This is a genomic window from Streptomyces sp. ICBB 8177 (genome assembly GCF_003144095.1).
Classification (GTDB): Bacteria; Actinomycetota; Actinomycetes; order Streptomycetales; family Streptomycetaceae; genus Streptantibioticus_D.
On sequence record NZ_NSKH01000004.1, the window covers coordinates 15,959 to 39,717 of the forward strand.

The 23,759-nt window shown below is 70.3% G+C and carries 23 protein-coding genes; 11 read left to right on the plus strand and 12 right to left on the minus strand.

Annotated elements, in window-relative coordinates; all coding sequences use genetic code 11:
* Window positions 1–13 precede the first annotated feature (13 nt).
* Window positions 14–1,633, minus strand: coding sequence for a sulfatase-like hydrolase/transferase (locus tag CK485_RS05820; RefSeq protein WP_109447704.1), 1,620 nt, complete (start codon window positions 1,631–1,633; stop codon window positions 14–16).
* Window positions 1,634–2,123: 490 nt separating this feature from the next.
* Here CK485_RS05820 and CK485_RS05825 point away from each other — a divergent pair, with 490 nt between their 5' ends.
* Entirely contained in the window at window positions 2,124–3,392 is a 1,269-nt protein-coding gene (locus CK485_RS05825; protein WP_241968161.1) for a cation:proton antiporter, read from the plus strand.
* 171 nt (window positions 3,393–3,563) lie between these two features.
* Here the strand turns inward: CK485_RS05825 and CK485_RS05830 are convergent, their stop codons facing one another.
* From CK485_RS05830 to CK485_RS05845, 4 genes are all read right to left on the minus strand, one after another.
* Window positions 3,564–4,931: a S53 family peptidase gene (locus CK485_RS05830; protein WP_109447708.1), complete on the minus strand. Its 1,368-nt coding sequence runs from the start codon at window positions 4,929–4,931 to the stop codon at window positions 3,564–3,566.
* 171 nt (window positions 4,932–5,102) lie between these two features.
* Window positions 5,103–5,543: a hypothetical protein gene (locus tag CK485_RS05835; protein ID WP_241968162.1), complete on the minus strand. Its 441-nt coding sequence runs from the start codon at window positions 5,541–5,543 to the stop codon at window positions 5,103–5,105.
* A gap of 602 nt (window positions 5,544–6,145) precedes the next feature.
* Window positions 6,146–7,312, minus strand: coding sequence for a lysylphosphatidylglycerol synthase transmembrane domain-containing protein (locus CK485_RS05840; RefSeq protein WP_109447710.1), 1,167 nt, complete (start codon window positions 7,310–7,312; stop codon window positions 6,146–6,148).
* A 34-nt stretch (window positions 7,313–7,346) separates the two neighbouring features.
* Entirely contained in the window at window positions 7,347–7,796 is a 450-nt protein-coding gene (locus CK485_RS05845; RefSeq protein WP_109447712.1) for a CBS domain-containing protein, read from the minus strand.
* Window positions 7,797–8,068: 272 nt separating this feature from the next.
* Between CK485_RS05845 and CK485_RS05850 the strand changes: the two genes are divergently transcribed.
* A complete protein-coding gene (locus CK485_RS05850; RefSeq protein ID WP_109447713.1) occupies window positions 8,069–8,524 on the plus strand; it encodes a universal stress protein in 456 nt (151 codons plus the stop codon).
* Here CK485_RS05850 and CK485_RS05855 read toward each other — a convergent pair.
* The 4 genes from CK485_RS05855 to CK485_RS05875 all read right to left on the minus strand — a co-directional run bounded on the left by CK485_RS05855 (window position 8,483) and on the right by CK485_RS05875 (window position 12,105).
* Window positions 8,483–9,184, minus strand: a complete 702-nt coding sequence (locus CK485_RS05855) for a CBS domain-containing protein (RefSeq protein ID WP_109448446.1) — start codon at window positions 9,182–9,184, stop codon at window positions 8,483–8,485. The genes CK485_RS05850 and CK485_RS05855 overlap by 42 nt on opposite strands.
* Window positions 9,185–9,189: 5 nt before the next feature.
* Entirely contained in the window at window positions 9,190–10,077 is an 888-nt protein-coding gene (locus CK485_RS05860; protein ID WP_109447715.1) for a universal stress protein, read from the minus strand.
* Window positions 10,078–10,531: 454 nt separating this feature from the next.
* Window positions 10,532–11,443, minus strand: a complete 912-nt coding sequence (locus CK485_RS05870; RefSeq protein ID WP_109447719.1) for a universal stress protein — start codon at window positions 11,441–11,443, stop codon at window positions 10,532–10,534.
* Window positions 11,444–11,496: 53 nt separating this feature from the next.
* Window positions 11,497–12,105: a pyridoxamine 5'-phosphate oxidase family protein gene (locus tag CK485_RS05875; RefSeq protein ID WP_241968163.1), complete on the minus strand. Its 609-nt coding sequence runs from the start codon at window positions 12,103–12,105 to the stop codon at window positions 11,497–11,499.
* A gap of 394 nt (window positions 12,106–12,499) precedes the next feature.
* Here CK485_RS05875 and CK485_RS05880 point away from each other — a divergent pair, with 394 nt between their 5' ends.
* Window positions 12,500–13,291 carry a universal stress protein gene (locus CK485_RS05880; protein WP_158288163.1) on the plus strand — a complete coding sequence of 264 codons (792 nt, stop codon included), beginning with the start codon at window positions 12,500–12,502 and terminating at the stop codon, window positions 13,289–13,291.
* 65 nt (window positions 13,292–13,356) lie between these two features.
* Here the strand turns inward: CK485_RS05880 and CK485_RS05885 are convergent, their stop codons facing one another.
* Window positions 13,357–13,998, minus strand: a complete 642-nt coding sequence (locus tag CK485_RS05885) for a CBS domain-containing protein (protein WP_109447725.1) — start codon at window positions 13,996–13,998, stop codon at window positions 13,357–13,359.
* Between the two features lie 283 nt (window positions 13,999–14,281).
* Between CK485_RS05885 and CK485_RS05890 the strand changes: the two genes are divergently transcribed.
* Window positions 14,282–14,569 carry a helix-turn-helix domain-containing protein gene (locus CK485_RS05890; protein ID WP_241968164.1) on the plus strand — a complete coding sequence of 96 codons (288 nt, stop codon included), beginning with the start codon at window positions 14,282–14,284 and terminating at the stop codon, window positions 14,567–14,569.
* 8 nt (window positions 14,570–14,577) lie between these two features.
* Here the strand turns inward: CK485_RS05890 and CK485_RS05895 are convergent, their stop codons facing one another.
* The gene (locus tag CK485_RS05895; protein WP_109447727.1) at window positions 14,578–15,309 is read right to left on the minus strand and encodes an SDR family oxidoreductase; all 732 of its coding nucleotides are present in this window, start codon (window positions 15,307–15,309) and stop codon (window positions 14,578–14,580) included.
* A 70-nt stretch (window positions 15,310–15,379) separates the two neighbouring features.
* Here CK485_RS05895 and CK485_RS05900 point away from each other — a divergent pair, with 70 nt between their 5' ends.
* Window positions 15,380–16,237: a LysR family transcriptional regulator gene (locus CK485_RS05900; protein ID WP_199239249.1), complete on the plus strand. Its 858-nt coding sequence runs from the start codon at window positions 15,380–15,382 to the stop codon at window positions 16,235–16,237.
* Between the two features lie 231 nt (window positions 16,238–16,468).
* On the opposite strand, the gene CK485_RS05905 is transcribed toward CK485_RS05900, so the two are convergent.
* Window positions 16,469–16,894 carry a secondary thiamine-phosphate synthase enzyme YjbQ gene (locus CK485_RS05905; protein ID WP_109447729.1) on the minus strand — a complete coding sequence of 142 codons (426 nt, stop codon included), beginning with the start codon at window positions 16,892–16,894 and terminating at the stop codon, window positions 16,469–16,471.
* A 271-nt stretch (window positions 16,895–17,165) separates the two neighbouring features.
* Between CK485_RS05905 and CK485_RS05910 the strand changes: the two genes are divergently transcribed.
* The 6 genes from CK485_RS05910 to CK485_RS05935 all read left to right on the plus strand — a co-directional run bounded on the left by CK485_RS05910 (window position 17,166) and on the right by CK485_RS05935 (window position 23,728).
* Complete coding sequence (locus CK485_RS05910; RefSeq protein ID WP_109447731.1) at window positions 17,166–17,552, plus strand: VOC family protein; 387 nt, start codon at window positions 17,166–17,168, stop codon at window positions 17,550–17,552.
* A gap of 43 nt (window positions 17,553–17,595) precedes the next feature.
* A complete protein-coding gene (locus CK485_RS05915) occupies window positions 17,596–17,955 on the plus strand; it encodes a hypothetical protein (protein ID WP_146214486.1) in 360 nt (119 codons plus the stop codon).
* Entirely contained in the window at window positions 17,945–18,619 is a 675-nt protein-coding gene (locus CK485_RS05920) for a hypothetical protein (RefSeq protein ID WP_199239250.1), read from the plus strand. The genes CK485_RS05915 and CK485_RS05920 overlap by 11 nt, the downstream gene beginning before the upstream one ends.
* A gap of 79 nt (window positions 18,620–18,698) precedes the next feature.
* Window positions 18,699–19,667 carry a LysR family transcriptional regulator gene (locus tag CK485_RS05925; RefSeq protein ID WP_109447737.1) on the plus strand — a complete coding sequence of 323 codons (969 nt, stop codon included), beginning with the start codon at window positions 18,699–18,701 and terminating at the stop codon, window positions 19,665–19,667.
* A gap of 185 nt (window positions 19,668–19,852) precedes the next feature.
* Window positions 19,853–22,135, plus strand: a complete 2,283-nt coding sequence (locus CK485_RS05930) for a M9 family metallopeptidase (protein ID WP_109447739.1) — start codon at window positions 19,853–19,855, stop codon at window positions 22,133–22,135.
* 111 nt (window positions 22,136–22,246) lie between these two features.
* Window positions 22,247–23,728, plus strand: a complete 1,482-nt coding sequence (locus tag CK485_RS05935; protein ID WP_241968165.1) for an aminopeptidase P family protein — start codon at window positions 22,247–22,249, stop codon at window positions 23,726–23,728.
* The last annotated feature ends 31 nt before the right edge of the window (window positions 23,729–23,759 follow it).

The following is a 23,759-nucleotide window of genomic DNA, read 5'->3' on the forward strand; positions in this document are numbered from 1 at the left end:
CAGGGAGCGCCGGTCAGCGTCCTTGCGCGATGAGTGTCTCGGGTCGGCGATCGTCACCGTGCCAGGTGGGCCAGCCGAGCAGGCGAGGGCGTTCGGTGACCCAGGCGCGCGTGTCGGGGCCGATCTCAACGTCGATCAGGTCTTCCAACAGGGCCCGGTAGCGCTCGACGAGGCCGCGGTGGGCGGGGTCGGCGGCCAGGTTGCGCATTTCAGCCGGGTCGTCCTCGCGATCGTAGAGGACGACGTCATTGTCAGCGAGGAGCGCTTGTGTGCTGGGGGGGCGATTGGGGTTGAGGGGCGAGAAGTAGCGGCCGACAGTGTAGCGGTCGTCACTGTAGGCACGCAGGAAGCCGCGTTTGTTCCAGTCGGGGCGCAGGTCGCCGGAGGCGACGCGATGGGGAGCCTGGGCGTCGGCGAACTCGAACCAGAACGAGGCATCCAACGTGGTGATCGACTCGACCGCGTTCAAAATCCCCTCGCGTACCGGATGTCCGTGCAGGACGGGCATCAGCGAGTGGCCCTTCAGTGCGGGATAGCGGCTGGCGATCTGCCCGGCGTCCAGTCCGATGATCTCCAGCAGGGTGGGGGCGATGTCGACCGCGGAGGCGAGGCCGTCCGTGCGGGCACCGCCCGGCAGGTCGGGGTGGGCGATCATGAGGGGGACGTGGAAGTTCTCGTCGTAGATGAGGTTGCCCTTCTGCCGCAGGCCGTGGGAGCCGGCCATCTCGCCATGGTCGGAGGTGAAGACGACGACGGTGCGGTCCGCCTGGCCGGAGGCTTCCAGCGCGTCCAGGACGAACTCGACGCTGCGGTCCACGTCGCGGACGGCGTTGAGGTAGAAGTTCAGCCCGTCGTACCAGTGCTCGTCGTCGGCAACCGGTCCGAAGACGGTGTCGAGCATCTTGGCGTATTCCATGATCGCCGGCGCCGCGCCTTGCAGATCATCGTGGAGGCTGTAGGGCAGGTCGAATTCCCAACGGCGCTGGTAGACGGGGATGTTCGCCGCGGCCCGGGCGACGACGGCGTGGGCGAGGCCGAAGGGAAGCTGGACTTGAGGGCGGCCGCCGTAGTCGAAGCTCATGATGTCGTGCGGATTGACGAAGTTGACCGCCATGAACCATGGCTGGTCCTGTGAGACGACCGGCGCCCGGTTGCGCAGCCACTTCACCGCTTGGCCGGCGATGACCGGGTCGAGCTTCAGACCGGCCCAGGCGCCGCCGTCGATATCGCCCCAGTCGTTGAACTCGCTGAACCCGTAGGGTTCCAGCGCATCGGTCGTCGGTCCGGGGCTTTCCGCCGTGACGTAGCAGTTCGAAAGGTGCCACTTGCCCTGGTAGGTCGTGTAGTAGTCAGCCGCGCGCAGCATCGTGCCAAGGGTGCCGAGTTCGGGATCGAGCGGGCGGACGTACGGCATGTTGTCGTTGTCGTAGATCTCGGTGAGCGGCAGGTGCTGCCCTGTGTAGAGCACCGATCGGGCGGAACTGCACTGCGCGGAGGCGGTGTAGTACCGCTCGAACGTAGCGCCGCGGTCCGCGATCCGCTCTCGTGCGGGAAGGTGGAAGCCCTGCGGTCGGGGCAGGTTGAACCGTTCCTCGTCGGTGACGATCAGCAGGATGTTGGGGCGCTCGGTCATGCCCTGCCTTTCGCTCGCCACGCGTCGACGGGTGGATCAGGCGGTGTTCGGCCGCCTCGCGCGGACTGGTACGGATGCTGCCGAATCTAGGGCGGGAAGCTGGCGGGCCCGCACAGGACGCGGCCGAACAGGGCCGGACGAGTGATCGCCACGTCTACAAGGCCTCAGGCAGGTTCCCTGCACATGGAGCTGGAGTGCCGCTCGTGCTATTGGCGGATGAACGGGTCCAGCCGCTCAGCCGCAGCGTCCTGAATGGCCCGGTCGGGATCGCGAGGCGCGTCCGGAGCGTGAACCGGTCAGTGGCCGCCCGTGTCGCTGACGGCGAGCACGCCTGGCGTACCGCACAGTGAGCGGACGAGACCGCCGCTAGAAGCAACGGAAAGCCGATGACCGCGGTCTGGAGCTGGCCGTCCGAAGCGGCAGCGCCCGCCACACCCACCCGCCGCGAGGACCAACGGCCATGAGCGGGGGCGCTTGGACCATCGCGGCGGTGTCCGCGGTCACCGCCGCCTTCGCACTCACCTCCAGACGACTGGCGGCCTCTCCGGTGTCCGCCGCCATGGTCTTCGTCGGCGCCGGTGTCGTCCTCGGCCCCGTCGGCCTGGACCTGCTCAGCCTGCGCCATGGCGCCGGGCCCCTGCGCACCCTGGTGGAAACGGCCCTGACCCTGGTGCTGTTCACTGATGCGACCAACGTGCGTCCGGCGGATCTACGCCGTGGCGGCCCGTTGCCCGGACGGTTGCTGTCCATCGGGCTGGTCCTGACCATCGGCGCGGGATGGCTGCTGGCCTGGCCCCTCCTGCCCGGCCTGACCGTGTGGGAACTCGCGCTGGTCGGCGCGATCCTCGCCCCCACCGACGCAGCTCTCGGCAAAAGCGCCATCTCGGACCCCCGCGTACCAGGCCTGGTCCGGCAGACTCTCAATGTGGAGAGCAGGCTGAACGATGGCTTGGTGCTGCCCCTTCTTGTGCTCTTTCTCTCCGCCGTCCCCGGTACCTCCTACGCACACCAAGGTGTGGCCGACACGTTCTGGCGTTCCTTGCTGCTCAGTCCCGCGCTCGGACTCTTGGTCGGTGGCGCGGGCGGCCAGTTCCTGGGCCTGTCCCTCCGGCACAGCTGGATCGCCCGGGACTGGCTCAGCGTCTACGCGCTCGCTCCGGCCGCGGCTGCCTACGCCTTGGCCGCGGCCACACACGGAAGCGGCTTCATCGGAGCCTGGGTGGCCGGCTTCGCCTTCGCCTACACCGTGCGCCGGGTCGAGCACACCAAGGGCGAGGTGGCGCGAACGACCGACCTGGCCGAAAACCTCGGCGACCTGCTGGCGATGGTGAGCCTGCTGTCCTTCGGAGCCGTCGCGCTCGGGCCCGCGCTGGCGCACCTGAGCTGGCGGATCACCGGATACGCCGTGCTGAGCCTGACCGTGGTCCGCATGGCTCCCGTCGCGCTTGCCCTGGCCGGAAGCGGACTGAAAGCGCCCACAGTGGTCTACGTCGGCTGGTTCGGCCCGCGAGGGCTCGCATCGGTGGTGTTCGGACTCCTGGTCGCCGAGGAGCACCTCCATGGCGTGGACCTCATGAGCCGTGTCGTGGCGATTACCGTCGGCCTCAGCGTGCTGCTCCACGGGACCTCGGCCGCGGCCTTCGCCGTCCGGTACGGACACTGGTACCAACACGCCACCGCGACCAAGCACGACCTCCGCGAGAGCGCCGCCACGCCCATCACGCCGCGGCGCCGCGGAACTCGGGTCCAGGACGGCTGATCCGCCATTCACCATCCGCCGACGAAGAGCCGAAGTAACACCTTCAGGGCAGCTACCGTCAACGCCCCGTGTACGCGGGCTGGCCGCGCCGAGGCGGGCGCACACGCCCTCCCGCACGCCGCGCGCCTGCCGGAGGCGCCGCGCGCCCCCGGGCTGCTGATTACCCGGGTGTCAGTGAGTGGTGTGCAGTGTGGCGGCGAGGGTGGTGACGAAGCGGTAGCCGTCGATGGTGCCGCAGCCGGAAGCCAGGTCGTATCCGGGGGCGGCCCGGTAGCCGCGCACGCCGTTGGCGCCGTTGGCGCCCGCGGTCACGTCCACCACGCCGTGCGTTCTCCCGCCGGGTGCGAGTCGGTAGAGGGCTGGGTTGAGGTCGCCGACTCGTGTGCCCGCGGCCTGGTCGGCGAGGGCGACGACGCCGGCGAACATGGGGGTGGCCTGGCTGGTGCCGCCGGTGATGTCCCAGCCGGAGTGGGCGGGGTCATAGCTTTCGTAGACCCATGCGCCGCCGTCCGGTGAGGCGCTCATGCTGACGTCCGGTACGCCGCGATGGCCGCCCGTGGTGCCCGCCACGGCGTGCTGGAACGCCGGACGGCCGAATACGCGGGAGACGCCGCCTCCTGCGGCGCCTCCGGCGTCGCCGTCGTTCCACACCCGATCGGGGACAGTGCGCCGGCCGTTGTCATTCAGGTACAGGCGGGTGCCTCCGACGCCGGTGACCAGGGGGTCGGAGGCGGGCCAGCCCACTTCTGGCCGGCGGAAGAGTGTCTTGCCGTTCAGTTCGTCGTCCGTGGCGCCGTTGTCGCCGGCAGCGGCCACCACGGTGGTGTGCTGGGCCGCGGCGGCCTCGAGCCCGTAGCGCAGACCGGTCAACAAGCGATAGTCCCCGGCACGGTGGGCCTGTTGGGCGAAGGTGTCCTCGGTGGCGCCCAGACTCAGGCTGACGACGTCGCCCTGGCCGTGAAGATGCGCCATGGCGTCCATCATCTGCGGGAACCCGCTGGTGCCCTCCTGCTCGGAAGTGCCGGTCTCGATCAGCTCGATATGTGCCGCAGGAGCGATGGCGTGGGCGTATTCGACGTCCAGGGCGGTCTCACCCGCCCAACCGTCCATATCCTCGTTCCTCGGGTTGAAGCCAGGCACGCGGCCCCACTTGTGCACCTCGACCGTGGTGCTGGGCAGGTCGTACTGGGTATCGAAGACGTTCAGGTCATGCTGGACGGTCGGGGAGCCGTAGGAATCGATGATCACGATGGTGCGGCCGGCACCGTCGATGCCCCGGCGGTACAACCGCCGCAGATCGTAAGCGATTTGATATTGCCGTGGCCCGTAGCAGTCCTGTTGCATCCGGGTACGGCACTGCCGGGTTGACATCGGCGCGGACGCGTCGAGGCGCGTCAGGTGGCCGGCTGTGGCGGGGATCGCGGAGGGCATCCGCCGCACCGAACTCGTTTCCGCAGTGGTCGGCAGAGCGGATGGGACGGCGGAGAACACGACGGCACAGCCCACCGCGAGGACACCGGGAAGACGGCCCAGCCGCATGGATCGACCTCCAGCAAGGAGTCTGGCGCGCAAGCGCAACCTGCAGCGGCTCCCGCGTCGTCACCCAGGACGAAGCTTGCGCGGCTGGTGTCGCAGGCAGGCGGCGAATGCCCGCCGTCTACCCGCGGAACAACGAGGACTGGGCCCTCGGCCGCGACGGACTACCGGTTTCTAGCGTGGTTGCCGGTGCGGGTGGTACGTGCACAGGGCCCACAGCACGAAGATGTCGATCGCGAGGACGATCAGCGACCAGAAGGGGTAGTACGGCAGGAACATGAAGTTGGCCAGCAGGCTGAGCGCGACGATGACGATGCCCACCGCGCGGGCCCAGGCCTGCCCGGCGATCACCCCGAGGCCGACGATCAGCACGAGCGCGCTGACGACGATGTGCACCCAGCCCCACGAGTAGAGGCTGAGCTTGAAGGCATAGTTCGGGGTCGCCACGTAGACGTGCTGCTTGGCGACGGCGACGACGCCCTCGAAGATACCGAGGATGCCGTTGGCCACCATCATCACGCCCGCGAAGAGCACGAGCCCTGCCGCGCTGCCCCCGGTCGTGCTCCGAGGCGCGGGTGGTGGAGCGTGCGAAGTCGGTCCCGTGGTCTGCGCCATGATGAACTCCATGGTCGTGTGGTGCGCTACAGCGGCGTACGCGGTACGCAAGCCACCCGTTCGACTCATTTCACGCTAACAGCCGCCACGATCACCCGCACGGTGGAGCCGCCGGCGCTCCTTGCCGTAGCCCAGGATGCTGTCCGGTACTCCAGTCCGCGGCGTTTGCGTCCGTCAGGATCACTGAGGCCACGGGTGCGGTAAGGCTGCGCGCTGCTGTGACCCGGGCTGTGCCTGTGCTGTCATCCGTGCCCACACCTCGCCGGCTCCAGCCAGGACGGCTCATTTAGGTGCGGGGGCCGACCCGCCCACCTGCCACGAGCCTACGCTGGGCACGGCCTCGCCGGTCGCTGAAGTGTGGAGGTGGGGTGGCGCCTGTCGTACTCGGAGGGGAAAGCCGGTGGTGCGAGGCGTCGAGTCCCACGGTCCAAGTGGAGGCGGCCAAGCAAGGCCCGGCCAGCAGGCCGATCCCTCCGCCTTGCGCCCGGCGGCGGTCGTGGTCGCGCTCGGATCGGCCCCGCAGGGCCACGATGTCGGGATGCTGCCGGGAAAGACCGCTCGGCCGTGTTCAGACACCTGAGAAGATCGACCTGCGGCACTCGTCACCGGCCAGTCATGACTCCAACCCGGTGAAACGCCTGCACGGCTCGAGGGCCGAACGCCAGTCCGCAGCAGCTCCTCTGAGACCGCTGCGGTCCTGGTGGCGTACTGGCTGCCCGGGGAGGTGTCATGCTCCGGCGGTGACCTCGACCCCAGGAGAGCCGGAGCCAGCAGGACCATCCCACTGGCTGAAGGAGCCAGTAGCTGATCGCCCGATACAAGAGAGTGACCGCGATCGCCTGTGCCACGGGCAGGCCGGACCAGACCAGCAGGGTGCCGAGGCTCCCTTCGACGATGCCCAACCCGCCGGGGGTCAGCCGCAGAGCGCCCGCCAGCTGTGTCACCGCGTAGACGACGGCGAGCTGACGCCACGGTGGATGGATCCCAAACGCGGCCATGCAGCACACCAGGCAGGCGCAGTCGCACACCCAGTTGCCCAGCGCGAGGAGGTATGCCCGCACCCACAACCCTCCCTTCGCCGGGGAGGAGTGGACCACCTCACGCAGGGCGCCCAACGCCTCATCGGTGCTTCGTGCGACGCTCCAGCGCAGCACGGCCTCGTGCCAGGCGTGTCGCAGCACCCGCCGGATGGGCGGCAGCCGCTGAGTGAAGCCCGCCAGCACGACGAGCACCAGCGCCGCGGCGAGGAACGTGAGGACCACCGGCCGTGCCTGCGCCCCTGGTCCGCCGGATCCAGCCACCAGGACCCCGCCCACCAGTATGAAGACCAGGGCCGCGAACGACAGGCCACCGGAGACGACGAGGACCGCACCCCCCAGCAGTGGCTCGACACGCCGGTCACGTAGCTTGCGTACGGTCCACACCGTCGCGAATGCGGCGCCCCCCGGTAGGGCCCCGGCCACGGCATTGGCTCCCAGGGTGACCGCCGCGACGAAGCCGATGGGCAGCAGATGCCCTGCGGCGCGCAACAGCCCCCGCTCCAGCGCCGCCAGGCATGCCATGGAAGCGGCTTCGGCCACCACCGCTGTCACGAGCCATGGCGTCCGCACGTGTTCCAGCAGCGCCGCGGCGGCTGACAGTTCGGCGTGCCGCGACACCGCGACCCCCACAGCGGCTACGAGCACGACCGCGGAAGCCCCCCACCACAGGCGCCTCTTCCATTCAGGCCCTGGCTTTCCCGGAGCTGGGTGGACACGAGTGGCGTGCACAGCGCACGGCCCGTCTGCCGACGAGGGGTCCGGTTCAGGCGCGGGCCGCGCCGCGCTCCCCGCCCCGCCCCGCGGGCTCGCTCAGCATGCTCCACGAGACGGGCCTCAGCAGGTCCACGAATCGCTGGAGGACGTCGAGCAGAAGGTCAACGAGAGTCACCAGGCCGGCGAGCCGGTGACCGTCAGGGAGCCGCCTCGCTCCCTGGGTGCGCAAGGCTCGGAACGCGGCCTCCACGCTGTCCGTGACGTCGACCGTGGCCGACGGTGACGACATGGCCTCCCCCGCGGGTATTTCAGGCGACAGACCGGGCGCCACAACCCTTATGGCAAGGTCCCGGTCGGTCAGGACACCGCGCAGAAGCCCCTCGTCGCCGACGAGCACTGAGCCGACGTCATCCTCGTCCATGCGGTTCGCCGCCACGCGCACCGACGTACCCGAGGCCGCGGTGACCGGCGGTGCGGTCATCAGGTCCGCGATCTTCATCGTCGTGCCTCCTCCTTGCCCTGCCGTCCATACACCATCGCATCCCCTGACTGGACGGTTCGAGAGGCTGGAGCTCCCTCCCGGATGGGCCAGCCGGACCTTCCGGGGCCGGACGCGCCCGCGAGGAGGCCCGCGAGGAGGATGGTGTTGGGCCGCTTGGCCCAGGCTCGGTAGGACGCACAGGTGTTTGCGCGGGCCCGTGCCTAACGTGATGGAAGCACGGGCCTGTGCTGACGCGGCGCTCAGGACGTCCCGAGACCAGGAGGCGGAACATGCCGGCAACCGAGCAGGAACGAGGCCGCATCGTCGTGGGGGTCGACGGATCTTCGACGTCGAAGGACGCACTGCGCTGGGCCCTGCGGCAGGCCCGTGTCACGGGCGCCACCGTCGAAGCGGTGACCGCCTGGGAGTACCCCCAGTTCTACGGCTCCATGGGCTGGTCCCCTCCCGAAACGGACCCGGAGCTGGAGCGAGCCGCCCGAAAGGTTCTTGCCGACGCGATCGCCGAGGTGGCCTCTGAGGAGCCAGGCGTCGAGGTGCGTCCTGTGGTGGCCTACGGAGTGCCGGCGGCGATCCTGCTCGAAGCCGCGAAGGACGCGGCCCTGCTCGTCGTGGGGAACCGCGGCCACGGGGGCTTCACAGGAGCGTTGCTCGGGTCCGTCGGGCAGCACTGCGTCCAGCACGCCTCATGCCCGGTCGTCATCATCCGTGAGAGGACCGCCAACTGAGACCGGGGGCTCACACGAGGGCCCGGTAAGTTCGCACGCGACGTCGACAACGCCTTCGACCGCGCGGCACAGCTGGACCGCGACCGGGATCAGTTCCGGGGCCCCGACCCGTCCGTGCAAGCTGACCACGCCGTCCCTCACACTGACCTCGACCGACGGGGAAGTGGTGGCGAACATCGAGGAGATCACTTCTCGGCGGACCTCGTCCTCGATCTCCTCATCCTCACGAAGGAAGACCTTCAGCAGACCGCTCCGACCGACCAGACCGGTCAGCCTCCCCTCGGCGTCGACCACAGGGAGCCGCTTCAATCGGGCGTGTGCCATCACTCGCGCCGCCTGGCCGAGGGTGGCGTCGGCATGGATGGTCACGGCGGGGGTGCTCATCAGTTGCTCTGCTGTCGTGGCGCGAGCCTTCGCGAACTCCGCGAGCGTGCCTCGTTCCCCGACCGTGGGTCTCCCTGCGGTGTCGTGCTCCTCCTTCGGCAGGAGGTCAGCCTCGGAGACGACACCGATGACCCGTCCCCCGCCTTCCAGCACCGGGAGCGCGCTGACCCTCCATTGTCTCAGGGTCTCGACGATCGCCTTGAACGAGGCGTCCCGGCCGACCGCTACCACAGTGTGCGACATGACGTCACTGACGGTGTGTGGGCTACCGATCATGACGGTCATCGCTCCGGGACGACGGCGACCGGACACTGGGCGTGGTGGAGCAAGGCGTGATTCACCGGTCCCAGTTGCAGGCCCGCCCCGCCTCCGCGACGACGAGCACCGACCACCAGCAGCGAAGCGTCCCGTGAGACGGCGAGCAGTTCGCGGCGGGCGCCACCCTCGACCACGGCTTGGCGGGCCTTGACTTCGGGATGCCGCTCCGACACCGCACGAAGGGCTATCTCCATCCACCCCTCGGCGTCCGCCCGGCACGACTGCCGGGCGTCGTCCAACTGGCCGGTGTGCGCGGTCGGCATCTGGTGGCTGGGGACGCGCCAGGCATGGATCGCCGTGACGGCGCAACCGCGTGCCGCGGCCTCCTCGAAGGCGAACGTCACCGCCGCTGATCCGGTCCCCCGCTCCCCGACACCCACGACGACCTCCGACAGCTCGTCGGCGCCGCCCGCGCCGTGACCTCGCACGACCACCACCGGGCACCGCGCCCGGGCGGCCACTTGAAGTCCCACCGAGCCCAGCAGCAGCCCCGCGAGTTCGCCCCGTCCCCGGTGCCCCAGCACGATGGCGAGGCAGCGATCGCTCTCCGCCACGAACGCGGTCACCGGATCGTCGGCCAGCACCTCACCGGAGACCGTGAGACCGGGCTGACGAACTCGCGCCCTTTCCTCGGCCGACGCCACATAGTGCTGGGCCAGCACCTCCTCCGCGCTGCGCTGCGATGTCGCCGACGGCAGCTGCCCCTCGTAGTGCGCCCATCGCGAGGCGTGTACCACCCGTAGACGTGCCCCGCGCTCCACCGCCTCGTCGGCAGCCCAGTCCACCGCGCGCAACGCATCGTCCGACCCGTCGGTGCCCACCGTCACGGGACGGCTCGTCGTAGCGTTCATGGTTGCTCGGCCTCCTTCTTCCGCCTCATTCCGAGCATCGCCGCCCGCAGCGGCACCTCACAGGGGCGGACCGACCCTCCCCCGGGGCCGGTCCGCCCTGTCGGGACTTCCAGTCGCAGAGGGAGGTGCGGGGTCCAAGTGCGTCCCTGGCGCCTGGCCACAACCCAGGGGTCGCCGGCACCTCGTCGACCGAGACGTGCGAGGCACTGGCCGGATGGCGGGAGAAGTACCCTCAGGTACGCGTCCGCGCCGAGGTGAGGTTCGGCCAGGCTCCTCCAGCTCGAGCGGCCGAGCCACGGAGCGCGCGATCTGGTCGTCGGCTCCGGGGGCCGGGGTGGCTTCCACGACATGATCCTCGGCTCGACGGCCCGCAATCCGGTGCACCACGCGCTCTGTCGGCTCGTCGTAGCACCGGCCCCGACAGCAGCGGGCGGGTGACCATCTGCCATGCGGCTCACCTCGCCAGGGCGTCCTGACTGCTCGCGCCTCGGCGCTGAGACGACAGGGGCACGAGGGCGACAGGGCACGCCGAGTGGACCAGCAGGCTGTGGACCGTTCCCCCCGTACGTCGGCCCAGCCTGCCGTGGGCCCGGTGCACGCCGAGGACCAGCAGATCCGCGCTGCGCGAGGCCTCGGCCAGCACGGTGTGCGCCCGTCCGGAGACCAGGCACCGCTCGACCGGGGCCCCCGACGCGTTGGCCTCGGCCGTCTCCAGCGTGCGCTGCAACAGCCGCTCCTGTTCGTCTCTGATCTCGTGCATCGAGCCGACCTGCGGTGCCATGCGAGCCGAGTTCGTCCACGGTTCCCACGCGTGCAGGACCGAGACCGTCCCACCCCGTCGCGCCGCAGAGTCCGCGGCGAAGCGCACCGCGGCCGCGTCCCGCTCGTCTCGCAAGCCGACCGCGACGCGCGGCGAACCGTGCGGCGTCGAGTCGCACACCACCACCAGAGGGCAGCCGACATGGGCGCCGAGCTTGGAGCACAACGGCTCTGGGAAAGGCGGCACGTGCTTTCCGTGGCGTCTGGCGCCGATCACGAGCAAGTCCGCTGCGCGGGCCGCCCTCAGCAACGCCGTGGCCGCATCCTCGGAGTACACCGTGGTACGGACCTCGACCTTCGAGTACGCGGCGGCCACACGTTCGGTGGCCTCGGCCGGTACGGCCCGCATGGCCTGAAGGGTCGGCACTCGAGCGTCATCCTGCGCCGCCGCACGGTCCCCCTTCGCCCCGGCCACGGTGGCGTACACGATCCGCAAGGGTGCGGCCCGTCGTTCCGCCTCCGCCGCGGCCCAGTCCAGTGCCGTCACGGCTTCGGCCGAACCGTCGACACCGACCACGACCTCTGGCGTTTGCTCACCGGCAACCATGTCTGTCCTTCCCGGATGCGACCCGCCGACCGCGCGGCGGCGCCGGTCGGCCGTCAGCCGGAGTGGATACGGCGGCCGGTCAGGCGTTCAGGCACCAGGCGCACCCACTCGGGCCGGTCACCACCGGCCCACGGTTCGGAGAAAGCATGCTCGTCCAGGCTGCGCGCGCGGTCCGGGTCGGTGATGTGCTCCGTGCGCCCCGCCGCCACAACGCTCCACCCCTCGCTGAGCGCCTCGTCCACCCGGTCGATTTCGAAAGCGATGGCGTGTCCGGCCGCGTCCGCCGCCGCGTTCCAGGTGGTCCGGTAGACGATTGCGCCACCCAGGACCGTGTAGTTCACCGGGACGACCAGTGGCCCCGCCTCCGTGAACACCGCGACTCGTCCCACCCCGTGCGTGCCGAGCCGATCCCAGCACTCCTCGGGGGACAGCTCGACCAGGGTCGGACGCGCACCCGCCCGCCCCCGCCCCTGAGGCAGGTCGACGTCGCCGCCGCGCAACTGGCCGGCCGTGGTGCGCAGGGCGTCCGCGATCCGAAGCAGAGAACCGATACCCACCTCAGCGGGCTGCTCTTCGACGTACTGCAGGTAGGAAACGGAAACCCCGGCCCGCTCGGCCACCTGCTCCCTGCTGAGGCCGAGTTCCCCCCGGCGCAGCGCCATACGACGACCGATATCCCCGGAACGGGTTTCAGGCGTGCGTGGGACACGGGACATGATCGCTACCTCCGGTGCTGATCGGGCCCCCGACCGCGTCGGTCCCCTGGTGGCCCCATCACCCCAGCTTCGGGTGGCGGGGCCGCCTTCTGCTAGGGCCGCACGGCCCTGGCGCTTGGCAGTGGGCCCTTCTGCCGCGGCGCCCACCGCTATGACGTCTCTCTCATCCCCTCGGCGACGTGCGAACTCGACTCTCTGCGCTGGGCGGGGATGGGTCTTTCGGTCCTCTCCCTGGGACATACCGCCTCTGGCCCTGGGCACCCGGATGAAAGAGCCTCGTGGCATCTGCCCGTATGCCTGGCACCGAGAGGCGGTGAGGGGAGTGCGACTTCCTCTCGTCGTGGGGATCGATGAATCGGGCGAGGCGTTGCGTGCTCTGGACTGGGCGGCGGAAGAAGCGACCCGTCGGGACGCACCACTCCACGTCCTGCACGCCTCGCGATGGGAGCACTACGAAGTATTCGACGCGGCCGGCTCGGGGGGCCATGGGACGGTTGAGCCATGGGGCGAACACCTGGTCAAGGGCGCTTCCGAACGAGTCAGGGCAGCTCATCCAGCGTTGGAAATCATCGGCGATGTCCTGCCCTTGCGCCCCGAGGAAGCCTTCCTCGCCGCCGACGACCGATGCTCAGCGATCGTTCTCGGGTACCAGGGCCGAGGCAAGGTGGGGTCCCTGCTGGTCGGCTCGGTGAGTCTCGCGGTAGCGGCACACGCCCGCTGTCCCGTGGTCGTCACGCGTGGCCCCGGAGACCCGCCGGGAGCGAGCGGCGGCGAGGTCCTGCTCGCTCTGGGCGCGCACGACATCGATCCGGCGGTCACCTTCGCGTTCGAGGAAGCCGCGCTGCAGGGATTGCCGCTACACGCCTTGCACGCGGTGAGCCGTCAGCACCAGGGTGAGAGGCTCTGGCACGAGGCACTGCGGGAAGCACACGCACGGCACCCGACGGTCGATGTGCGGTGCGATGTGGTAGACGATGAAGCGCGTCGTCGCCTGGTCGCAGAATCGGCTTCCAGCGCTCTGCTGGTGCTGGGGGCCCGGCGACGGAGCGGCCACGTCGGCCCGCTCCTGGGCCCGATCACCAACGCCGCGCTGCATCACGCACGCTGCCCAGTGGCCGTCGTACCGGTGTGAGCCGAGAGCACCGCCGGCTCGCGGAGACAGTCGCCCTTTCACCAAAGGGAGCAAGACGAATCCGGTCAGGCAGCCGGTGACGCATCAGTGCGACACTGCAACCGCTCCTGGACATCGATGACACCGTCCACCGCGCGACACAGTCGTACGACCACCGCAATCGTGCCGCCATGCTCGACCGTTCCCCTCAGCGTGACCCGCCCGTCCACGACGGAGACATCGACATCGGTCGGCGCGAGGCACAACGTACCGTCCAGCACATCGTGGGTGATCTCCTCACAGATCGCCTGATCCCGGCGGAGGAAGACGCGCACCAGGTCGGACCGGCTGAGCAGACCGACGAGACGACCGGCCTCGTCGACCACGGGCAGCCGCTTGACGCCGTGCCGCTCCATAGCACGGGCCGCCTCCACCACGGACCATTCGGCCTGCGCCACGACAGCGGGACTGCTCATCAGCCCACTCGCCGTAAATCTCGGCGTCCTCTCAACTCCAGACGAACGACCACCCGGATCAGGCTGCCCGGCCTGCCACCGCAGCAGGTCCGCCTCCGACACCACACCCAACGGCCGGTCCTCCTCGTCCAGAACGGGCAGCGCCGTGATGTCGTGCTCCGCCAGGAGCTTGGCGACATCCTTGAACGGCGTGTCAGGCCGCACCCACACCACCGCCGACGTCATCAAGTCACCCACACACCTGTGCCGCATGCGGCTCAGCCCCTTCCAGAACCCCTGATCGCGGCGGGACCCTCCGGTCGCCGGCCTCCACGATCCCGCCGGCACCCCCGCCGCCGCATGGGTCGCACGTCGGTGCCTCGGGCCCGAACGGCCCAAGGCCCACTCACCGACAGGGACTGCGCTGTGCACGCTCGCGCCCACCGAACGACAGCCCCACGCACGGGCCTGGTCTAGCTAGTGGCTTGGCGCGGATCCTTGGTCGGGTAATTGATCTTCCGTTCGTTGCGCGGCAGGCTGCTTCCACGTTGTGATGGTGGCGGTGGTCGTGGGGCGTCGTCCGGGGGTGTTCGTCCGGCCGGTATGCATGGAGGAAAGGCGTCGGCTGCAGCGGATCAGCCGGGCAGCGGAAGATGCGGTGCGGCTGCGGCGGGCGAGCGTGGTGACGATGTCCGCGCAGGGGCAGCCGGTTCCGGACATCACCTCGTTGATGCAGGTCAGCGCTGATTACGCGCGAGACGTCATCCACGCCTTCAACGAGCAGGGGTTCGAGGCGCTGGACCCAAGAGGGAGCGGGGCACCACCGCGTCCCTCGGTTCCCTGACAGGCAGCTCACCAGGGAACCGGGCCGTGCTCGTCGAAGAAGCCGCCGGTCGGCCCGTCATCGGGCAGCGTGGCGAGCCGGACGACCACGGCCGCGCCGTCGGCCGCGGTGCGGGTGAGGCCGGGGAACGCGGTGGTGAGGTCGGTCGCACACGGCCCCGGATCGGCGGCGTTGACCAGGATGTTGCGGCTGCGCAGTTCCTTGGCGTACTGCACGGTCAGCGAGTTGAGTGCGGTTTTGGACGGGACGTACGCGGCCAACGGGGGCCGGGTTGTGAGGTAGTCACCGGGATCGCTCATCCGGGCGATGGAGCCCAGTCCACTGCTGACATTGACGATCCGGGCGGCGGGGGAGCGGGCGAGCAGCGGCAGCATCGTGGTGGTCACGCTGATCACGCCGAACACGTTGGTCTCGAACACCTCACGTACGGCGGGCAGTTCGACACTGCCAGGGCTCTGGGCGGCGAGGTCGCCAGAGATGCCGGCATTGTTGACCAGGATGTCCAGCCGGCCAAAGCCCTCCTCGATCCAGCGGGCGGCGGATAGGACGCTGGCGCGGTCGGTGACGTCCAGGGTGACCGGGTGCACCCGCGGGCCCAGTTCGGCTGCGGCTGCCGCACCGCGGTCCGGGTCGCGCGAGGCCAGCAGGACGTTCGTGCCAAGCGAGGCGAGCCGGGCTGCGACCTCGCGCCCGATGCCCTTGTTGGCACCGGTGACCAGGGCAGTCGTGGTTTCTGTCATGCGTTCAGCCAAACACGGGGGCGGCCAGGAGTTCCAACACCGGCCAGATACACAGCGATACCGTGCGGGTATGGAAAGACTGGAGGTCCGCGAGCTCGTCTACTTCACCGCTGTCGCCGAAGAACTGCACTTCGGTCGGGCGGCCGCCCGGCTAGGAATGACCCAACCGCCGCTCTCCCGCGCCATTCAGCAGCTCGAACGAAGGCTGGGCGTAGCCCTGTTGAAACGTGGCAGTCGCCGGGTCGCCCTGACCGAGGCGGGGACCGTCCTGCTCCGCGAGAGCCGTACGGTGCTCGACGCCGCGTCGGCCGCGGCGCGCCGCACCCGGCGGGCCGGCCACGCCGACCCGCGTCTGGTCCTGGTCATCAAGCCGGGCGGCGACGGTGGCCTGCTGCCCGCGATCCTCGACGCCTATCAGGCTGAGCCGGGTGCGCTGCCGGTCGAGCTGGTGTTCAGCTTCGGCGAGCGTGAGATCCTCCTGCGGGAGGGTCGTGCCGACGCCGCCCTGCTCCACCGCCCCCACCACGACCTCACCGGCCTGGACACCCAGGACCTCCTGACCGAGGATCAACTTCTCGTGATGCCGCGTTCGCATCGCCTCGCGGGCCGCACCCGGGTCTGCCTGAAGGACCTCGCCGGGGAGCCCCTGCCGTGCTGGCCGGACGCATCTGAGGGTGGCTCAAACGAACCGGAGGTCCAAGATCTTGGGCAGCTTCTCCACCTCATCGCCTTGCGCCGCATGGTCGCCGTCCTCCCCTCCTCCATCAGCGACCAGCTCCGCGACGACCTGGTCGCTGTCCCAGTCGATGATGCCGAGCCCACCACGCTCGTCCTCGCCTGGCCCGAGCACGCCACCTCCCCAGCCCTGGCCGCCTTCGTCCGTGTGGCCGCGGCCGTGGCGGGCGAGGCGACGGGCCACAGCAGGTAGAGCGAGGAGACACGCGGGGTGGGAGGCGCCCTCGCCCATGCTCGCAGGCGTGCGACGACTCCAGGACGCCCTCACGGCCACCATCGAGAAGACACCTGGAGGCAGAATGACGGACGCCGGACGGATACGTGGTCGACAATCCGAGTCAAGCTGCTTACTGTGGACGCTCATTCCCTCTCCCCTTCGCGCGCAGCACAAGGAGGATCGGCGGCAGCAACCTTGGCCGGACGATCAGCCCCCGAGGAACGAGAGCCGGACCGTACGGTTTGGATTGTCGACGTTGGTGTCCACCAGGCACACCGACTGCCAGGTGCCGAGTTCCAGGCGGCCGCCGATGACCGGGAGCGTGGCGTGGGGCGGGACCAGGGCGGGCAGGACATGGTCCCGGCCGTGGCCGGGGTGGCCGTGGCGGTGGCGCCACCGGTCGTCCTGCGGCAGGAGTTCCCTCAGGGCGGACAGCAGGTCGTCGTCGCTGCCGGAGCCGGTCTCGATGACCGCCAGACCGGCGGTGGCGTGCGGGGTGAAGACGTTGAGCAGGCCGTCGCGCCCGCCGGACACCTCCCGCAGAAAGGCCTCGCAGTCGCCGGTGAGGTCCACGACCGTCTCCTCGGAACCGGTCGGGACGTCGATGATCCGTGTGGTGAAGACGTCAGTCATACGCCCATCCTCACCCGGGCGTCGCGAGGTGCCTCCGAAGGGACGCGAGAAGTCGCGTTCGTGTCCGGGCTCCGGGCCCGGGCGGGCGGAAGACTCAGGTGGGGCGAGTCATGCGTTGGACCGACGGGCGCCCTTCGGCCATGCTGAGGGCACCGCGGCGGCGTACGGCAGTCCGCGACCCGCCGCGGCTCCATCACCGAAGGCATCCGCGACCGCCGGTCGCCCTACTCGCCACCGCCGGCCCGTCCACCTCGACCGCACCGGAGACCCCATGCGCGTGATCGCCTTCGACCACCTCGTCCTGAACGTCGCCGACATCGAGCGCTCGCTCGCCTTCTACACCGGGCCGCTGGGCCTTGAGCCGGTACGCGTACGGGAGTGGCGGGCCGGCGACGCTCCTTTCCCGTCCGTACGGGTGAGTCCTACGACCATCATCGACCTGGTGCGCACCCCCGATCAGGCGAAGGGCTCCAACGTCGACCACATCTGTCTCGTGGTCGACCCGCTCGACTGGCAGGAGGTCGTCGACTCCGGCGTCTTCACCGTGCTGGACGGCCCCGGCGAACGCTTCGGCGCCCGGGGGACCGCGGTCTCCCTCTACGTACAGGACCCGGACGGCAACACGGTCGAACTGCGCTGGTATCCGCAGCCCGCATGACGATCGCCTCGGCTGGAGGGCTTCGCCCGGCTACCTTACGGGGGTGAAGCAGCGAGAGGTTCGACAGCGCGTCATCGGGGTGCTCACCCAGGGGCTGGAGTGGGTGCGGCGCGGTGCGACGGAAGGCCCGGCGACCGGCGGCGGGATGCCCTCGGAGGTCGCCGTCGTCAGTGAGATGATCAGCGAAATCCTGCCGCCACTGGACATCCCGGGTGACGCGCGTACGCAGCACGCGGTCAACCAGGCCTCACGGGATCTCGGGAGGGCCATCACGCAGATCGTCGGCGCCTTCATGGACGCCTTCGCGGAGCTGGCCCTCGAACACGACTCCGCGGACCCGGCCGTGACGGCCAACGACGTCCTGCGGCGCCTGGCGATCGAGGCGGAGACCGATGACGGCTGACGACAGCGGCGCAGATCCGCACGCGAGGGGAACGGGGGGCGGTCAGCGGATGGGACCGGAGCGCAACAGGGTCACCCCGACCGGGGAGATCGTCGCCACCGCGTTACGTGGCGCCTGGACCGGCAACCGCGGCGTCCTGCACGAGGGCCACGAGATCGTCCGCTTCCACGCGAGCGATCTGTGGATCACCTGTGTCCTGGAGTTCCGGGGCCGCTGGCGCGAGCAGTGGCTTCCGCACCGCTACACGCATCTGTACTTCCACGACGAGGCCGTGTCGTTCGCGGCCGGTCACCGCCCCTGCGGCGAATGCCGGCACCGGGACTACCAGGCCTACCGGCAGGCCTGGTCCGACGGGGTCGGGGACGCGTCGCCGTCGGCACGCCAGATGAACCGGCGGCTGCACGGCGAGCGCATCGTGCGCGGCACCCATCGGCGCCGCTACCACGAAATGCCCTGGGCCGGACTGCCCGACGGCACGTTCGTGCTGATCGACACCGAGCCCGCCCTGGTCGTCGACGGGCACCTGACGCGGTGGTCGCCCTCGGGCTACGCGGGTCACGGGGCGCTCCCCAGGGCCGGAACGGCGACGGTCATCACGCCTCCGGCTTCGGTGGCCGTGCTGCGGGCCGGCTACCCGGTGCAGATCGACGACTCGGCGCGCTGAACGAGAGGATGACGGCGGATGTGCGTGGATCTACCATGTCCACGGCCCAGTGGGCCTTCGCCGTCACGGAGGCGCATGGATGGAGCTGGAAATACGGCATCTGCGCACGCTGTGCGCGATCGCCGACTCGGGGAGCGTCGGCCGGGCCGCCATGACGCTCGGCTACTCGCAGCAGGCGCTGAGCGGGCAACTCCAGCGCATCGAAGGGTACTTCGGGGAGCCGTTGTTCGAGCGCGGCCCCTCAGGCGTCGAGCCCACGCGCTACGGCCTGGAGGTCGTGGCGCGTGCCCGCGAGATCGTGGCGGGCGTCGACGCGATCCCGCGGCGGCCGCCGGCGCAGGACGTCGTCGCACGCAAGGCGTTGCGTCTCGCCTGCACCAACTCCCCCGTCCTGCCCGGCATGCTGGCCCGTGCGCGCGCCCGCCTGCCGGAGCGCGCGCTCAACGTCAGCAGCGTCTACGCCTCGTCCCAGATGGTCGAGTTGCTGGAGACCGGGGCGCTCGACGCGGCGATCGGCGTCGACTACCCGGGCCAGGACCTGAGGCACTCCGGCGCGCTGGCTCACCGGGTCGTCGCCACCGAGCCGTCGTTCCTCGCCCTCTCCGCCGGACACCGGCTGCGCCACCGGGTCGAGGTGCGGCTGTCGCAGCTCGCCGACGACGAGTGGTTCCTCACCCCGGACGACGGCGCGGGCTGGCCCGGAGTGTTCTACGCGGCGTGCGCGGCGGACGGCTTCGCACCGGCCGTCGTGCACGAGTTCCTCGGGGACCAGACGCAGTTGCAGCGCATGGTCGCCGACGGACACGGGGTCTCGGTGGTGCAGGCGACGATCCGGCCGATGCCCGGTGTCCTCGTCAAGCCGTTGGCCGGTACGCCGCTGTGGTGCCGCTACCTGCTGGCGTGGCGCCGGGACTCGCTGTCCGCCGACGACGTCGAGGCACTGTACGCGGCGGCCACCGCGGCGTACCGCGACCTGATCTCGCGATCGCCGCACTACCAGGCCTGGGCCACTCGGGGCGGCGTCACCTCGTCCCCTGGCGCGAGCTGAGCGCGCCTCCTCCCGCCGAAGGCGGTCGCCCGAACCGCCGCCACACGCGGGCGTGTTGTGGCCGCAGCGGTCGAAGTGCTGTGCCCGCGGCCGTTGTCGGTGTGATCGGGTGGTGACAGCGTGCGTGGTGCGTCACGCATCCCACCCCCACCGTCTGCGTGACGTTCATGTCCCGAAAGGACGCCATGAGACGCACACGACCCGTCCGACATCTCAGAGAGCTGGCCCTCGGCCTGGTGACCGTCGCGACGGTCATCGGGCTCGCCGCCGGTCCCTCGCTCGCCGACGCCACTCCAGCACTCGCCGCCCCGGCGCACGCCGCCGCGCACGCCCCGCACGGCCCGGCCTCGTCCGTGCCCGCGCCCACCGGTGTCTCGCCCGCCGGCACCGTCACGGACGCCGTCCAGCACGGCCGCCGTTCGGTCGCCCAGCTTCCGCCGCCGCGTCCCACACCGGCGCAACAGCACCAGCACCCCGCCATGCCACCGCGGCCCAAGGGGACCGCGGCGCAGTCCTGCACCCCGTCCGACTTCAGCAGCCGCAGCGGAACCGGCCTGGCCTCCTACGTCGAGGCCTCGACCACCGACTGCGTCAACACGCTCTTCTCGCTCACCGGCGCCGACGCCCACGGTGTGTTCCAGGAGTCGCAGATGACGGCGGTCGCGCAGGCCTTCCAGGGCCTCGCGAGCCGGTACGCCGGTGACGACTCGGCCGGCATCTGGCAGCTGGTGCTCTACCTGCGCGCCGGCTACTACGTCCAGTACAACGACTCCGGCGACGTCGGCGCGTACGACGCCGCGCTCGCCTCGGCGGTCGTCAGCGGCCTCAACGCCTTCTTCGCCGGCTCCCGTTCCCACGACGTGACCGACGCCAACGGGCAGGTGCTCGGCGACGTCGTCCTCCTCACCGACAGCGCGGGGGTCCAGCAGGACTACCTGGCCGACTACGAGTGGATCCTCGACGACTACACGAGTTCCTGGGACGCCTCCTCGGCCATGGACGCCGTCGTCTACGACGTCTACACCCCGCTGTGGCGAGGCCAGTACAACCCCGCGTTCGTGACGGCCGTCACCGACGACCCGACCGCCATCGACACGCTCGACCACTTCGCGCTCGACCACACCGGCCTGCTCGGTGGCTCCAACACCTTCATGGACGCCGACGCCGGCCAGGACCTCGCCGCCTACGTGCAGTTCCCCGCCCTCCAGGCGACCGTCAGGCCGCTGATGCTGGCCCTGCTGCAGGCGTCGAGGATCAGCGGTCCGACCGCCGCGCTGTGGGTCGCCGTCGCCGAGCAGGGCCAGACCTTCGACGCGGCCGACTGCTCCTACTACGGCACCTGCGACCTGGTCTCCCAGCTCATCAAGGCCGCGCTGCCGGTCAGTCACCCCTGCAATGCGGCCATCACCGTCACCGCCGAGGCGCTCGACGCCGACCAGCTGGCGGCCGTGTGCTCCAGCCTGACCGCCCAGGTGCCCTGGTTCCAGCATCTCGTCGGCGCCTCCGCCCCGATCGCCGGGCAGCACATCACCGGCGAGAACGTGGTCGTCTTCTCCAGCCAGCTCGACTACCAGATCTACGCGGAGGCGATCTACGGAGTCGACACCGACAACGGCGGCATCACGGTCACCGGCGATCCCACCCAGCCCGGCAACTCCTCGTACTCCGTGATGTACCAGGCCCCGTACGCGACCGACTTCACCGCGGACATCTGGAACCTCAACCACGAGTTCACGCACTACCTCGACGCCGTGTACGACACCAAGGGCGACTTCGGCGCGGAGACCGCCGTGCCCGACGTGTGGTGGATCGAGGGCATCGCCGAGTACACCTCCTACACCTACCGCGGGGTGCCGGACACCGAGGCGCTCACCGACGCGCCGCAGCACACGTACACCCTCAGCACCCTGCTGCAGAACACCTACGCCAACAGCGACGAGACCCGCACCTACCCGTGGGGCTACCTGGCGGTGCGCTACATGATCGAGCGTCACCCCGGCGACGTGCGAACGGTCCTGGCCGACTTCAGGCAGGGCGACTACACCGGCGCGTACGACTACTGGACCGACACCGTCGGCACGTCCTACGACGCCGACTTCACCAGCTGGCTGGACACCCTCGCAGGCGGTTCCGGCGGGAGCGCGTGCACCGGCTCGAACCCGCAGGAGATGGGCGAGAACTGCTCGCGCGCCGACCAGTCGGAGCCGGCCGGCGGCCTGGACTACCTGTGGGTCTACCTGCCCGCCGGCACCACGACGCTGACGGTGAGCACGAGCGGCGGCACCGGGAACGCGTACCTCTACTACGACCCCGACACGTGGGCGACCGGCCGGACCCACACCGCATCCTCCACCCGGTCCGGGACCGTCCAGTCCCTCACCGTCAGGAACACCACCGCCGGATACCGGTACATCAGTCTCTACGGCAAGACCGCCTTCAGTGGCGTGAGCGTCACGACGCGGTACTGACCGCGGGCCCGGGCCACGCCGCGGTACGACTCGCCGCGTGGCCCGGGCCGTCCGGGAGCCCGCACCGTCCGCGGTGCCGGAAGCCGAACGACCAGGGAGAAAGGCCACCACGTGAACCCTTCCCACGAAGGCGCCGTCCGCGTTCCGGATCCGGCGGCGTACGCCACCGGCAGCCACGACCTCCCGGTCTCGTCGGCGTTGTCCGCGTTCATGGGTACCGGGTGGGAGCCGAGCCCGCTCCCAAACACCGGCGCGCTCGCGGTGAGCGCCTGGACGGCAACCCGCCGCGCGCTGCTGGCCGAGCGCTTCCCCGGCGAACGGATCGTGATCCCCGCCGGACGGGAGAAGATCAGGTCCAACGACATGCCGTACGACTTCCGCCCCCACACCGCCTACACGTACCTGACCGGCGACCGGACACCGGAGGGTGTGCTCGTGATGGAGCCGGACGGAGCCGCGACACTCTGTCTGCGGCCGCGTTCGGCGCGGGACGGCGAGGCCTTCCGGGACCGTGTCCACGGCGAGTTCTGGGTAGGGCGGCGTCCCGCTCTCAGCGAGGCCGAACAGATGCTGCGGATGCCGGTCGCCGACCTCCGCCTGCTGCCGGGCCTGCTGGACGGCCCACCGGTCCCCACGCGCGTGCTGCGTGGCGTGGACGCCGCGGTGGACGAGTTGCTGCCGGGGCCACGGGGACCACGGGGACCACGGGACACCGAACTGCTTGCCGCGCTCTCGGAGTTGCGGTTGCGCAAGAGTCCGTGGGAGGTGGACGAGCTGCGGACGGCCGTGGACGTCACCGTGCGCGGCTTCGAGGACGTGGCCAGGTCCCTGGCAAAGGCGGCGCGGCACCCGCGCGGCGAGCGCTGGGTGGAGGGCGTCTTCGGTCACCGGGCCCGCCTGGAGGGCAACGGCGTCGGCTACGGGACGATCGCTGCGGCCGGCGAGCACGCGTGCACGCTGCACTGGACCCGCAACGACGGCCCTGTCAGGCCCGGCGAACTCCTGCTGCTGGACGCGGGGGCCGAGACCGACACCCTCTACACCGCCGACATCACCAGGACCCTGCCGATCTCGGGCACGTTCACGCCGCTGCAACGCGATCTGTACGAGCTGGAGTTCGCCGCGCAGGACGCGGGCATCGCCGCGCTGAGGCCGGGAGCCAGGTTCCGCGACTTCCACCTGGCGGCGATGCGCGTGATCGTCGGCGGCCTGATCGACATGGGCATCGTGACGACGGGCCTGGACGAGGCGCTGGACCCGCGCGACGAGAGGTACCGCAGGTACACGCTGTGCGCCAGCGGCCACATGCTCGGCATGGACGTGCACGACTGCGCCCAGGCCCGTGCCGGAGCGTATCTGGACGCGACTCTCGAAGCCGGGCACGTGCTCACCGTGGAACCGGGCGTCTACTTCCAGCCGGACGACCTGACGGTCCCCCGTGAACTGCGCGGCATCGGCATCAGGATCGAGGACGACCTGGTGATCACCCCCTCCGGCGCCGAACTGCTCTCGGCCGCGCTGCCACGCTCCCCCGGCGACGTCGAGGCCTGGCTCGGCGGTCTGATGGACGGGACCACGCCTCCGATCCGGTGAAAGGTGGGCGTCGCGGGAACCCCCGGTGCCG